13 protein-coding genes and 1 pseudogene are annotated in these 14,067 nt (G+C 38.2%); 13 read left to right on the top strand and 1 reads right to left on the bottom strand.

Features of this window, described 5'->3' with window-relative positions; translation table 11 throughout:
• Positions 1-57: 57 nt before the first annotated feature.
• A complete protein-coding gene (locus tag EAL44_RS03815; RefSeq protein WP_121074890.1) occupies positions 58-534 on the bottom strand; it encodes a phosphatidylglycerophosphatase A family protein in 477 nt (158 codons plus the stop codon).
• A gap of 149 nt (positions 535-683) precedes the next feature.
• Here EAL44_RS03815 and EAL44_RS03810 point away from each other — a divergent pair, with 149 nt between their 5' ends.
• The 13 genes and pseudogenes from EAL44_RS03810 (at position 684) to sabA (ending at position 14,024) form a co-directional block, all read left to right on the top strand.
• Positions 684-1,793: a pyridoxal-phosphate-dependent aminotransferase family protein gene (locus tag EAL44_RS03810; RefSeq protein WP_121074887.1), complete on the top strand. Its 1,110-nt coding sequence runs from the start codon at positions 684-686 to the stop codon at positions 1,791-1,793.
• A gap of 8 nt (positions 1,794-1,801) precedes the next feature.
• A complete protein-coding gene (locus EAL44_RS03805; RefSeq protein WP_108394536.1) occupies positions 1,802-2,263 on the top strand; it encodes a phosphoribosyltransferase in 462 nt (153 codons plus the stop codon).
• A gap of 1 nt (position 2,264) precedes the next feature.
• Positions 2,265-3,584, top strand: coding sequence for a 30S ribosomal protein S12 methylthiotransferase RimO (gene rimO, locus EAL44_RS03800; protein WP_121074884.1), 1,320 nt, complete (start codon positions 2,265-2,267; stop codon positions 3,582-3,584).
• A 108-nt stretch (positions 3,585-3,692) separates the two neighbouring features.
• Positions 3,693-5,561: pseudogene (locus EAL44_RS03785) on the top strand (GTPase).
• Positions 5,551-6,513: a LeoA/HP0731 family dynamin-like GTPase gene (locus EAL44_RS07970; RefSeq protein ID WP_162970346.1), complete on the top strand. Its 963-nt coding sequence runs from the start codon at positions 5,551-5,553 to the stop codon at positions 6,511-6,513. The pseudogene EAL44_RS03785 and the gene EAL44_RS07970 overlap by 11 nt, the downstream one beginning before the upstream one ends.
• The gene (locus EAL44_RS07965; RefSeq protein WP_240448885.1) at positions 6,476-7,036 is read left to right on the top strand and encodes a LeoA/HP0731 family dynamin-like GTPase; all 561 of its coding nucleotides are present in this window, start codon (positions 6,476-6,478) and stop codon (positions 7,034-7,036) included. Before EAL44_RS07970 ends, EAL44_RS07965 begins: the two co-directional genes overlap by 38 nt.
• The gene (locus EAL44_RS07960) at positions 7,033-7,269 is read left to right on the top strand and encodes a LeoA/HP0731 family dynamin-like GTPase (protein ID WP_423240980.1); all 237 of its coding nucleotides are present in this window, start codon (positions 7,033-7,035) and stop codon (positions 7,267-7,269) included. Before EAL44_RS07965 ends, EAL44_RS07960 begins: the two co-directional genes overlap by 4 nt.
• A gap of 166 nt (positions 7,270-7,435) precedes the next feature.
• Positions 7,436-7,684, top strand: a complete 249-nt coding sequence (locus tag EAL44_RS03775; RefSeq protein ID WP_240448892.1) for a hypothetical protein — start codon at positions 7,436-7,438, stop codon at positions 7,682-7,684.
• A 9-nt stretch (positions 7,685-7,693) separates the two neighbouring features.
• Positions 7,694-8,830 (top strand): HP0729 family protein, encoded by a 1,137-nt coding sequence (locus EAL44_RS03770; RefSeq protein ID WP_121074875.1) that lies wholly within the window; start codon positions 7,694-7,696, stop codon positions 8,828-8,830.
• 37 nt (positions 8,831-8,867) lie between these two features.
• Positions 8,868-9,884, top strand: coding sequence for a tRNA lysidine(34) synthetase TilS (tilS, locus tag EAL44_RS03765; protein WP_121074872.1), 1,017 nt, complete (start codon positions 8,868-8,870; stop codon positions 9,882-9,884).
• Positions 9,885-9,972: 88 nt separating this feature from the next.
• Entirely contained in the window at positions 9,973-10,959 is a 987-nt protein-coding gene (locus tag EAL44_RS03760; protein ID WP_121074869.1) for a tRNA dihydrouridine synthase, read from the top strand.
• The gene (locus EAL44_RS03755) at positions 10,929-11,846 is read left to right on the top strand and encodes an outer membrane beta-barrel protein (RefSeq protein WP_121074866.1); all 918 of its coding nucleotides are present in this window, start codon (positions 10,929-10,931) and stop codon (positions 11,844-11,846) included. The genes EAL44_RS03760 and EAL44_RS03755 overlap by 31 nt, the downstream gene beginning before the upstream one ends.
• Positions 11,847-12,065: 219 nt before the next feature.
• On the top strand, positions 12,066-14,024 hold the full coding sequence (gene sabA, locus EAL44_RS03750) for a Hop family adhesin SabA/HopD (protein WP_121074863.1): 1,959 nt from the start codon (positions 12,066-12,068) through the stop codon (positions 14,022-14,024).
• Positions 14,025-14,067 lie beyond the last annotated feature (43 nt).

The raw sequence follows: 14,067 nt of genomic DNA, 5'->3' as shown, positions 1-14,067 counted from the left end.
GATTACAATAAAGTCTATCTATTTTACCTAAAAAAAGGCTTTTGAATTTTCTTAAAATCAGAGTTTAATGTTAAAAAATCCTAAAATATTGATGACTAACAACGCACTCAATCCGGCTAAAACACCCGCTAAAGCGTCATCAGCCACAACCCCTAAACCCCCCTTAACTTCTTTGTCTATCTTACCAATGAGTGAGGGCTTAGTAATATCATAGATCCTAAAAAAGATAAAACTCAAAACCACACCTGCTAACGATAACCCGCTAATCGCCATCGCAAGCCACATGCCCACTAATTCGTCTATCACAATGTAAGAGCTGTCATGCCTCTTAGTCTCTTCTTCTTCTTTATCTATTTGAGCGATAGCGACAAGCCCAACAAAAATCGCCCCTAAAAACAAAGTGTTAGCCGAAAAAATCAAAATAGGTAAGCCCAGTAACAACGCTACTAAACTCCCTATCGTTCCAGGAGCTTTTTTAGAATACCCGCTAAAAAAAAGGGTTAAAAAACACGCACGAAGACTAAATTTATCCAATCATTGCCTTAAATTCTTTTTAAACCATGGCATTTTAGCATTTTATTTGCATTAAAAAGCGATTTTCTTAAACAATAAGGCTTAATTTTAAGCGCGTTTTAGTATGATAACTTTTAAATTCTCTTTAAAAATTAAAGGTTAATTTTAAAATGTTGCTTTTCACTCCAGGCCCTGTAGCCATTAATGAAGAGATGCGCTCAAGCTTTTCTCAGCCAATGCCCCACCACCGCACCAAAGATTTTGAAAAGATTTTCCAAAGCGTGCGAGAAAATTTAAAAAAAATGACCGGTTTAGAAGAAGTTTTGCTTTTGAGCAGTAGCGGGACGGGGGCTATGGAAGCGAGTGTGATTTCCTTATGTCAAAAAGAGTTGCTTTTTGTTAATGCGGGTAAGTTTGGCGAAAGGTTTGGCAAGATCGCTAAAGCCCACTCCATCAAAGCCCATGAATTAGTCTATGAATGGGACACACCGGCTCAAGTGGATGAAATATTAAACGCGCTTAAAGCTAACCCTAATATTGATGCGTTTTGCATTCAAGCATGCGAGTCTAGTGGGGGGTTACGACACCCTGTGGAAAAAATCGCTCAAGCAATCAAAGAAACCAACCCCAATGTTTTTGTAATCGTGGATGCGATCACCGCTTTAGGGGTTGAGCCTTTAGAAATAACGCATGTGGATGCGCTCATTGGGGGGAGTCAAAAAGCGTTCATGTTGCCTCCTGCGATGAGCTTAATCGCATTGAGCCAGAAAGCGATTGATCGCATAGAAGAACGCGATGTGGGGTTTTATTTCAATTTAAAGAGCGAATTGAAAAACCAAAAAAACAACACCACAAGCTACACCGCTCCTATTTTACACACTTTAGGGTTGCAGCGCTATTTTGAATTGGTGCAGAATTTGGGGGGCTTTGAAGCGCTCTATCAAGAGACTAAAAGAGTTGCTTTAGCCACTCAAAAAGCCGTTTTAGCGCTCGGTTTAAAGATTTTCCCTAAAAGCCCGAGCTTGAGCATGACAACGATTGTTAATGAGCATGCCAAAGAATTAAAAAACCTTTTGAAAGAAAAATACCAGGTGCAATTTGCGGGCGGTCAAGAGCCTTATAAAGACGCGCTCATTCGTATCAACCACATGGGGATCATTCCTGTTTATAAAAGCGCCTACGCTTTAAACGCCCTAGAGTTAGCCCTAAACGATTTGGATTTAAGGGAATTTGACGGCACGGCGAATGCAACCTTTTTGAAGCAATATCATGAAATTTAAGGATCACAATGCATTATTCTTATGAAGCCTTTTTGAAAGACAGCTTGGAATTAGTGAAACAAGTGGAGCGCCTTTGCGGTATCCCAGAAGCCCTTGTGTGCGTGATGCGAGGGGGCATGACTTTGACGCATTTTTTGAGTTTGCACTGGGATTTAAGGGAAGTTTATGGCATCAATGCGATTTCTTATGACACCACCCACCGACAAAACGCCCTAAAAATTGAAAATATCCCCACGATCAAAGAGCGTCTAAAAACCATTTTAGTGGTAGATGAAATCGTAGATAGCGGTAATTCTTTGGAAGCGGTGCTTAAAGTGTTGCAAGACAAACACCCTGATAAAAAGTTTTATAGCGCGAGTTTGTTCCAAAAAACAAGCGCGAAATACAAAGCTGACGCGTTTTTAAAAGACGCTCCTGAATGGATTGATTTCTTTTGGGAAGTGGATTTGAAAAACTTAAAAAGCCATTAACATGCAAGTTAAAGAAAACAAACAACTTTGCTTAATCTCATTAGGTTGCTCCAAAAACTTGGTGGATTCAGAAGTGATGCTAGGCAAGCTTTATAATTACACGCTCACCAATGACGCTAAAAACGCCGATGTGATCCTTATCAATACTTGCGGTTTTATTGAAAGCGCTAAACAAGAGAGCATTCAAACCATTCTCAACGCCGCTAAAGACAAAAAAGAGGGAGCGATTTTGATTGCGAGCGGGTGCTTGAGCGAACGCTATAAAGATGAAATCAAAGAGCTGATCCCTGAAGTGGATATTTTTACCGGCGTGGGGGATTATGACAAGATTGATATTTTGATCGCTAAAAAACAAAACCAGTTCAGCGAGCAAGTGTTTTTAAGCGAGCATTATAACGCACGCATCATCACCGGCTCTAGCGTGCATGCTTATGTTAAAATTTCTGAGGGCTGTAACCAAAAATGCTCTTTTTGTGCTATCCCTAGCTTTAAGGGGAAATTGCAAAGTAGGGAATTAGACTCCATTTTAAAAGAAGTGGAGAATCTAGCTCTTAAAGGCTATAAAGATATGACTTTTATCGCTCAAGATTCTAGCTCATTTTTATACGATAAGGGGCAAAAAGACGGCTTGATCCAGCTCATTAAGGCGATTGACAAACAGCAAGCCTTAAAGAGCGCGCGTATTTTATACCTCTACCCCTCTAGTACCACTTTAGATCTGATTGGCGCGATTGAAGACTCGCCTATTTTTCAAAATTATTTTGACATGCCCATCCAACATATCAGCGACTCCATGCTTAAAAAAATGCGGCGCAATTCCAGCCAAGCGCACCATTTAAAGCTTTTAGATGCCATGAAACAGGTTAAAGAAAGCTTTATAAGAAGCACGATCATTGTAGGGCATCCAGAAGAAAATGAGGGCGAATTTGAAGAATTGAGCGCGTTTTTAGACGAGTTCCGGTTTGACAGATTGAATATTTTTGCTTTCAGCGCGGAAGAAAACACGCATGCCTATTCTTTAGAGAAAGTGCCTAAAAAAATCATCAACGCTCGCATTAAAACTTTGAATAAAATCGCTTTAAAACACCAGAACCATTCTTTTAAGGCTTTGTTGAATAAGCCCATTAAGGCGTTAGTGGAACATAAAGAGGGCGAGTATTTTTACAAAGCTAGGGATCTCAGGTGGGCGCCTGAAGTGGATGGGGAAATTTTAATCAATGACAGTGCCTTAACCACCCCTTTACAACCCGGGCATTACACGATTGTGCCTAGTGTGTTTAAAGACAATATCTTACTCGCTAAGGTTTTAAGCCCTTTTTAAAAGTTAGCCATAGGGCTAAAAGCGCGGCTAGAGCGTAGTTAGAGCGTGGGGGTTTGCGTTTTTTTTTGTTAAAATGCGCAAGAAAAATCCGCTTTGAGGCATGCAAAAATGAAAAACATTTATTCTAGCGTAGAAAAAAGTATTAAAGATCTTCAGAGTATTTTTAAAAACACTGATGCTAAAGATGAAAAACTAAAGCGATTCAACCAAGAAGCGTTAAAGGTATTCCAGCAATTAGAATCTAAAAGTTTAAAAGAGCTTGAAAGCTTGAAAAATAATGAAGAGTGGGAAAATTTTACCATTGCCTTTTATGGGGAAACCGGTGCGGGGAAATCAACCCTTATTGAATGTTTGAGGATGTTTTTTAAAGAACAAAGCAAAGTGGATTAACAAGAACGATTCAAGCGGCTTTATTCAACTTACCAAAACAATTATCAAAATGATGAACGCAACAAACAGGCTATTTTAAACGAACTCCATTCATTGCAAGATGGAGCGACTATAGGCGATGGGAGGAGCGATTTCACTTTAAAAACACAATCTTATTCTTTCCGATACAACCATCAAACCTTTACTTTTCTGGATGTTCCAGGGATAGAAGGCAGAGAACAAAAAGTGATTGATCAGATTTCTAACGCAACGCAAAAAGCCCATGCTATTTTTTATGTTACCAAAACGCCTAATCCTCCGCAAAAAGGAGAAGAAGGGAAAAGGGGGACGATTGAAAAAATCCAAAGACAGCTTGATTCGCAAACAGAGGTATGGACGATTTACAACAAACCGATTACCAGCCCAAGAGCCTTAAAAGATAAGCTTATTAATGAAAACGAACAAGAAAGCTTAAAAATTTTAGACGAAAAGATGAAAGGCGTTTTAGGAAAACATTACAAGGGTCATAAGGTAGTTAGCGCCCAAGCGGCTTTTTATGGCCTTTCACAGGCTTTGATCCCAGAGACTGATTTTGATGAAAAGAAACAAAAATTTCTAGAAATTTTTAAAGCAGGAGAATTATTGTATAAATCCCATTTCAAACCATTAGTAGAATTTATAGCCGAAGAGCTTTTTAAAAACTCGCGCGCCAAAATCATTCAATCAAACTGCAATAAAGCCTTAAAAGTGGTAGAAGAATTACAAAAAGCGATCGAAATTACGATTGAAAAACAGATCGATCCAACGATTAAAGACATGCAAGAACACCAACAAGAAGCTCGCTTTAATTTGGATCGTTCTAAAGAAAAATTTATATCAGATTTGGAAAAATCAGCGGCCAACAAAATCCATCAATTCGAATCTGATTTTAGAAAAGAAATGCATGAACGCATTGAAAGAGGTATTGGAAATGGCGAATGTAAAGAAATTTTTGACAATGAACTCAAACAAAGAGAGACAAAATTGATTGAAGATATAGAACGGCGGTTCAAAGAATGCGAGGAACAATTCTGCGGAAGTGTAGGAAAAAATATTGAACAACTTGAAGAAAGAATTAAAGATTCTCTAGCGATTATAGAACGCATCGGTATTAATAATCTTAATCCTAATGCTGATTTTAATATGGATAGCGGCATTGATACAGTGGACTTATTGGCTTCAATAGGAGGTTTGGTGTTGCTTCTATTGACGCCTATAGTAGGTGAGTTTGCGCTAATTGCAGGAGTGGGTTTAGCATTAGTGGGGGTAATTAAAGCAGTGTGGAGTTCTTTTGATTCAGACTATAAAAAATCACAACAAAGAAAAGAAGTGGATAAAAATTTAGATAAAGCTTGTGAAAAAATTGCAGAGAATGTGAAAAGCTGCATTGAAAATTATAAAAAAGGCGCATTGGGAATGATTGAAGAACTCAACGCCGGTTTTAACAAACTTGTTGATCATTGCGAACGCATGAAAAGACAATTGAAAGAAGCCCATGAAAAATTAGGGTACATCTCTCATAACATCAATCTAATAATATCAAAACAAGGAGCATGCAATGAAGAATGAAACGCTAGAACAATTTAAGAAAAATCAAGAGAGAAATCAAAAAAACCTCCAAAAATTACTTAATTTTATTAAAACTGGCGAAAAATACGGCATCAATATTGAAGATTCTTTCAAAGATAAAATCCGTAATGCGATGGAAAATGCGGGTGGTCAAAAACTTAAAGTGGCTTTAGTGGGAGGTTTTTCTGAAGGGAAAACATCCATAGCGGCAGCTTGGATCGAGCGGCTAGATGAGAGCATGAAGATAGACCACAAAGAATCCAGCGATGAAGTTAAAGTCTATGACATAGATAATGAAATTGAGCTCGTTGACACCCCGGGATTGTTCGGATTTAAAGTAAAAGAACACGATAGCGGCAAAATAGAACGCTATAAAGATATTACAAAAAAATATATCAGTGAAGCTCATCTTATTTTATACGTGCTTAACCCGTCAAACCCCATCAAAGAAAGCCATAAGGACGATTTGAATTGGTTGTTCAGGACGCTCAATCTTTTATCCAGGACGGTATTTGTCATCAGCCGTTTTGATGAAGAAGCGGATATTGAAGACGAAAAAGATTACAACAAAAGATTTGAGATCAAAAAAGAAAACATCCAAAACCGACTGAATGAATTGATTTCTTTAAGCGAAAAAGAAAAAGAAAGTTTGATTATTGTCGCTGTGGCGGCAAACCCTTTTGACTTGGGGTTTGAACACTGGCTAAAGCATAAAGAAGAATTCCAAAAGCTCTCGCATATCAAAGCCTTGCAAGACGCGACTCAAAAAAAGATTAAAGAAAATGGCGGGAAATTAACCATCATAGAAGAAGCCAAAAAAAGCGTCATTCAAGATGTGGTCTATAGGCAAACGCCACCCGCAAAACAAGCGTTGCAAGATATTAATAGAGAAATGGAACGCTTGAATAAAACGCTTGAAAAAAAGGCGAAAGGATATTCAAGATTTAAATAAAGAAATTTCTCAAGCCCGCATCCATTTAAGAGAATTTATAATAAGGTATTTTAGCGATCTCATCCGTCAAGTTCTTGGCACTAGCCTAGAAACCTTTAATGATTTCGCTATTAGAGAAATAGGCGATGAATGTATCAATATGGAAACAAGAGTCAAAAATGAATTTGAAAAACAAACGCAAGGGATTGTAAATGAAATTGCTAAAATTGAAACGAGTTTTAACGCCGATGTGAGTTCTTTTGAAAAACATGCCGGGACATTTGGAAGGATTGGAATCGATCTTTTAAAACAAAGCAAGTTTATCAATGCAACTAATATCAAAGCGGCTAGAGACGGGATAGTGGCTGTGGCAAAATTTACAGGCATAGATTTGGTTTTAAAATTCAAACCTTGGGGCACTGTCAGATTGGCAGGCAATTTGAACAAAGCTTTACCGCTTTTATCGGTCTTGCTTTTGAAGCATGGGATTCTTATAACAAATACCAAAAACAACAAGAATTTGAAGAAACTAAAGAAGAAATGAAATCTCATTTTGACGGACAAAAACAAGAAATCTTAGCCCTCATCAATGATGAAACCAGATTCAAACAAACATGTTTCCCGAGCGTGTTGGAACTAGAAAAATGCATTCAAGAATGCGAAGAAAGCGTTAAAAAAACGCAAGAGTGCGCTCAAGGTCTTGAAAAGTGGATTCAAACTGGCGAGGATTTTATCAAAGGCGAAGATTTCATAGATGTTGAGCCTGAAGAGGAATGAACTAAAATTGTGCTAAAATTTCAAAAACGCATCAAAAAGGCTTTTTGGCTGAGCTTGAAACGGGCTAAGCCAACAAGCGGTATTTTAAATCTTTCAATAAGGAAAAGCGATGTTTTCTAAAATTTGCTCATCTTTTAAGCTTGCAAACGCGCTTAAGTGCTTTTTAATCAAACGCATTTCAAGCCCCATACAAAGCGCTTGCATTACCAATATGATTTTGGATATAAAAAAGGCTTTTGATAACGACAAAGATCCATCAAATAACGCTTTTGAAGCTTTGGATTTGGTAGTGAAGTTTAAGAAAGAGCACCCGCAAGATTTTAACGAATTGTTTGAAATTTTAAAAGATCTCATCCAAGAATACGAACAAAATCCTGATGAGATCAAGAAAAACCTCAAAGAAATCCTAAAATAAACTCAAGACATGAACCACCTTTTAATCTTGTATAACCCTTACTACCAACAAGATGTTATTCAACAACATTTAAGCGTTTTACAGGAAAAATCCCAAGTGGGCTTTGGTAAGATCCGATCAAAGCTCAACGATCAAGAAAAGTGCGACTCTTTAGAAGAAATTTACAAAGCCACTAATGAAAAAAATTTTTTACAGCTTTTTTTGACCGATTACGCTAATTTATTTGCCGCTAAGGTGATAAAGGTTTCTAAAGAGATTGATGAGGGTTTGATCCCTAGCTATTATAAAGAAAAAAATTTGGAAGTGGAAGACTTTTTTATTATCAGCGATTTAAGGGAATTAGTCAGGGAAGACTTCAGCCTTTTAAGGGATCAATTTTTAGCCAATTTCATCGCGCCAAACAACCACACTTACGCCATTTATGGGAATAATTATGTCTATCCTTTGCCGGTAAAGTTAAAAAAAGAGCGTTCTTATTTTTTAGGCGATGAAAAGCATTATTTGAGCGTGTATATGCCGGTAAAGTTAAAAGAAGAGCGTTCTTATTTTTTAGGCGATGAAAAGCATTATTTGAGCGTGTATAAAAGCAAAGAATATTTAACCATGCAAGAAAATTTCATGCGTTTTGTTTTTGGCAAAAGGCTTTTTTACCTCTTACACCCTGATAGCATCAATAACATCATTCATGCCGAATTAGAGCTTTTACAAAGCGAAAACGATCTTTTGAATGATTTTACCAGCATCATCGTCAAATACACCAAAACCTTAGAATACGAAATTTATACTTTTGCTAAACAAGTTCTTTTAAAGGCTTGCAAAAAAGATCCCAGCCTTTATGATTTAGTTTATAAAGTCCAAGGAAAATCTCTTACGCTTAAAGATTTTTTCACTAAAAAGCCTAATTTTGGGACCATGAAACTCCTACTCAAACACGAAAAAGTCCAATACCATTTAGAAGAAAACTTAAAAAGATTCATCAATTATCCTTTTTCAAAAAGCCTAAGCCTCATTCAAAACATCCGCAACGAAGCCGTTCATCAAAAAGCTCCAGGTTTGAATGAAGTGGAAAAACTCAGGAATGAAATTTTAGGCATAGAAGGCGCGAGCTTACTCAAAGGCATTTTAACCTACAAGGAAACTTCATGAAAAAACGCCATCAATCCAGCATGCGTTTAGCACCGATTTGACAGCGCGAGATTTTAAAAATTATTTAGATCCTTTAAGGGAGGGTCAAAATTTATTGGGTTTTTCAGGTGGGTTGGATTCCACTTGCTTGTTTCATCTTTTAGTTGGAGAAAATATCGCTTTTGACATCGCTTTAGTGGATTATAACACGCAAAAACAACGCCTTGAAATCATCCAACACGCCCAAAAACTCGCAAAAACACACCATAAAAAATGCTACATCCATCACGCTCAAAAAATCGCGCGCAATTTTGAAATGCAAGCGAGAAAAGTCCGTTATGATTTTTTTGAAACCCTAATCAAAGAGCATTCTTACAAGCATTTGATTTTAGCGCACCATTTGAATGACAGGCTGGAATGGTTTTTGATGCAATTAAGTAAAGGCGCCGGATTAAACACGCTTTTAGGCTTTCAAGCCTATGAAAAAAGAGGGTTTTATGCGATTGTGCGCCCCTTGCTCTACACCCCTAAAGACACCCTTAAAACGCTCGCTAAAGATTGGGAATTTTTTGAAGATAATTCTAATTCTTCTTTAAAATTCAAACGCAATTTTTTCAGGAAACGTTACGCTAACGCCCTGATGCAACACTATTCTAAGGGCATTATCCAAAGTTTTAAATTTTTGGATCAAGAAAAAGAGCGGCTTTATCCTTTAACGCCCGTTTCACAAAGGCATGGGATCACTTTTTTTAAGTATTCGCAAAACGCGCTGTTTATGGTGGATAAAATCTTAAAGCAAAAGGGGTATGTGTTGAGCTTTTCTCAAAAAGAAGAAATCAAACGCCATTTTTTTAGCCTAGAAATCGCTCAAAAATTCATCATTGAAAGCGACAAAGAGCATGTGTTTATCGCTCTTAAACCCCAACAAACTTTAAGCATGCCAAAGGATTTTAAAGATAAAGCTAGGAGGTTGAATATCCCTAAACGCTTACGGCCCATTTTATACGCAGAGTTTTTAAAACAACCAACGCATGATTTTTTAACCCGTTTTAAACAGAGTTTCATCAATCTGTAAAAGTTCATTTTAATCAAGCGATAAGTTTTAAAGCGTTTTTTAACCTTGATTGTGTCAAAATAGGGCAAAAACTTTGATATGAGAGCGGATGGACTTTAAGAATAAAAAATGGCTTTTTCTAGCCCCTCTAGCAGGCTATACGGATTTGCCTTTTAGAAGCGTGGTGAAAAAATTTGGCGTGGATGTTACCACAAGCGAAATGGTGAGCTCGCATTCGTTGGTGTATGCGTTTGATAAAACTTCTAAGATGTTGGAAAAATCCCCTTTAGAAGATCACTTCATGGCGCAAATTTCAGGCTCTAAAGAGAGCGTAGTCAAAGAAGCGGTTGAAAAAATTAACGCTTTAGATCATGTGAGTGGGATTGATTTTAATTGCGGTTGTCCTGCCCCTAAAGTGGCTAATCATGGTAACGGGAGCGGGTTATTGAAGGATTTAAACCACTTAGTGAAGCTTTTAAAAACAATCAGAGAAAACACCAATAAAAAAATCACAAGCGTGAAAGTGCGTTTAGGCTTTGAAAAGAAAATCCCCAAAGAAATCGCTCATGCCTTGAATGATGCGCCGGTGGATTATGTGGTGGTGCATGGGAGGACGCGAAGCGATAGGTATCAAAAAGACAAAATAGATTATGAAAGCATCGCTTTAATGAAAGGGATTTTAAAAAAGCCTGTGATAGCCAATGGTGAAATTGACAGCGTGAAAAAAGCCTTTGAAGTCTTGCAAATCACGCAAGCGGATGGGCTAATGATAGGGCGAGCGGTCTTAAGAGCCCCATGGATATTTTGGCAAATCAGAAACAACACCACCGAATTGCCCGCAGTCGTGAAAAAAGACCTGGTTTTAGAACATTTTGATAAAATGGTGGAGTTTTATGGGGATAGGGGGGTAATCATGTTTAGAAAGAACTTGCATGCTTACGCTAAGGGCGAAATGCAAGCGAGCGCGTTTCGCAATTGCGTCAATACCCTTACAGAAATAAAGAGCATGCGAGAGAGCATAGAGGAATTTTTTAATCAAGAAATGTTACAAAGTGAAGTGCCATTATGGGTAGAATTGAATCAAAAAAGCGTTTGAAAGCGTTCATTTTTTTAGCGAGTTTGGGGGTTTTGTGGGGCAATGCCACTGAAAAAACGCCTTTTTTTAAAACGAAAAACCATATTTATTTGGGCTTTAGGCTAGGCACAGGGGCTAGCACGCGCACAAGCATGTGGCAACAAGCCTATAAAGACAACCCCACTTGCCCTAGTAGCGTGTGTTATGGCGAGAAATTAGAAGCCTATTATAAGGGGGGTAAAAACCTTTCTTATACCGGGCAAATAGGCGATGAAATCGCTATTGATAAATACCATATTTTAGGCTTAAGGGTGTGGGGGGATATAGAATACGCTAAAGCGCAATTAGGTCAAAAAGTGGGGGGTAACACCCTTTTATCCCAAGCGAATTATGACCCGAGCGCGATTAAAACCTACGATCCTATTTCAAACGCTCAAGGTTCTTTAAATTTACAAAAAACCCCAAGTCCTCAAAACTTCCTTTTGAATAACGGGAATTTCATGGCGTTTGGTTTGAATGTGAATGTGTTTGTCAATCTCCCTATAGACACCCTTTTAAAACTCGCTTTAAAAACAGAAAAAATGCTGTTTTTTAAAATAGGCGTGTTTGGTGGGGGTGGGGTGGAATACGCCATCTTATGGAGTCCTAACTATCAAAACCAAAACACGAAACAAGAGGATAAATTTTTTGCCGCAGGTGGGGGGTTTTTTGTGAATTTTGGAGGCTCTTTGTATATAGGCAAACACAACCGCTTCAATGTGGGGCTAAAAATCCCTTATTACAGCTTGAGCGCGCAAAGTTGGAAAAACTTTGGTGCTAGCAATGTGTGGCAGCAACAAACGATCCGACAAAACTTCAGCGTTTTTAGGAATAAAGAAGTTTTTGTCAGCTACGCGTTCTTGTTTTAGTGTGGCTTCGTTCCCATTAAACACTGATAATAAAATTCAAAAAATCATTTTATCGTTCCAAAAATTAACACTCCAAAGATAAATAGTTAAAAAATACCCCAAAATCTTTTTTTTTTTTTTTGAAAATCCAAAAAATTTATTGTAAAATTAAACTCATTGTAAATCTATTATTATTTTAGAATATTTTTGCAACAAAAAAATTACTTTAAGGAACATTTTATGAAAAAACGATTTTTACTCTCTCTCTCTCTCTCGCTTGCGGTATCATCGCTCCACGCTGAAGACAACGGCTTTTTTGTAGGCGTGGGCTATCAAATCGGCGAAGCGGTGCAAATGGTCAAAAACACCGGTGAATTGAAAAACTTGAACGACAAATACGAGCAATTAAGCCAGTATTTAAACCAAGTGGCTTCGTTGAAGCAAAGCATTCAAAACGCTAACAACATTGAGCTGGTCAATAGCTCTTTAAACGATTTGAAAAGCTTTACCAACAACAACTACAACAGTACCACCCAATCGCCCATCTTCAATGCCGTGCAAGCCGTTATCACTTCGGTATTGGGTTTTTGGAGTCTTTATGCAGGGAACTACCTCACTTTTTTTGTGGGTAATAAGGATAGTAAACGACCCGCTAGTGTTCAGGGCAACCCTCCTTTTCAAACGATCATTAATAACTGCTCAGGAATTGAAAACTGCGTGATGAATCAAACCACTTACGGCGAGATGAAAAAACTCGCTGAAAGCCTCCAAGCAGCCCAACAAAACGCTACCACTAAAGGCAACAATCTTTGCGCTTTATCCGGATGCGCTACAACAGAAGGTTCAAACTCGCCAAATTCAACCGTAAGCAGCGCTCTTGAAGCCGCGCAAAAGCTCATGGATTTAATCGCAAGCACTAAGACGGCTATGATGTGGAAAAATATCGTCATCAATGGCGTTTCAAACGCATCCGGCGCTATCACATCCACTAATTACCCAACGCAGTATGCGGTGTTTAACAATATCAAGGCGATGATACCTATCTTGCAACAAGCGGTTACGCTTTCTCAAAGTAACCACACCCTATCCACTCAGCTGCAAGCTCAAGCTACAGGGACTCAAACAAACCCTAATTTCGCTAAAGACATCTACACCTTCGCTCAAAACCAAAAGCAAGTCATCTCTTACGCTCAAGACATTTTCAACCTCTTTAGTTCTATCCCTGCAGAGCAGTATAAGTATCTAGAGAAAGCCTACTTGAAAATACCCAATGCGGGTTCAACGCCTACTAACCCTTACAGACAGGAGGTGAATTTGAACCAAGAAATTCAGACGATTAAAAACAACGTGAGCTATTATGGTAATCGGGTGGATGCGGCTTTAAGCGTGGCTAAAGATGTTTATAATCTAAAATCCAATGAAGCAGAGATCGTGAGTGCCTATAGCAACGCTAAGAATTTGAGCCAAGAAATTTCTCAATTCCCCCACAACAAAGTCAATACAAAAGACATCGTTACCCTACCTTACGATAAAAACGCCCCAGCAGCAGGCCAATACAACTACCAAATCAACCCAGAGCAACAATCCCAACTCAATCAAGCTTTAGCGGCGATGAGCAATAACCCCTTTAAAAAAGTGGGCATGATCAGCTCTCAAAACAACAACGGCGCAATGAATGGGCTTGGCGTGCAAGTGGGCTATAAACAATTCTTTGGCGAAAGCAAAAGATGGGGATTAAGGTATTATGGCTTCTTTGATTACAACCACGGCTATATCAAATCCAGCTTTTTTAATTCGTCTTCTGACATATGGACTTATGGCGGTGGGAGCGATTTATTGTTTAACTTTCTTAACGATAAAGCCACTAAAAATAACAACAAGCTTTCTGTGGGTCTTTTTGGTGGTATCCAACTAGCAGGGACGACATGGCTTAATTCTCAATATGTGAATTTAACAGCGTTCAATAACCCTTACAGCGCGAAAGTCAATACCTCTAATTTCCAATTCTTGTTCAATCTCGGTTTGAGGATGAATCTCGCTACAGCTAAGAAAAAAGACAGCGAACATTCCGCACAGCATGGCGTGGAATTAGGCGTTAAAATCCCTACCATTAACACCAATTACTATTCTTTTTTAGGCACTAAGCTAGAATACCGAAGGCTTTATAGCGTGTATCTCAATTATGTGTTTGCTTACTAATGCTTTAAACCCTCTTTTTTAAGGGAGGGTTTAGAAAAATCGT

It is taken from the genome of Helicobacter pylori, assembly GCF_003637685.1.
GTDB classification, from domain to species: Bacteria; Campylobacterota; Campylobacteria; order Campylobacterales; family Helicobacteraceae; genus Helicobacter; species Helicobacter pylori_CJ.
Note: the sequence above shows the minus strand (reverse complement) of the source record. Positions and strands in the feature narration are given on the sequence as shown.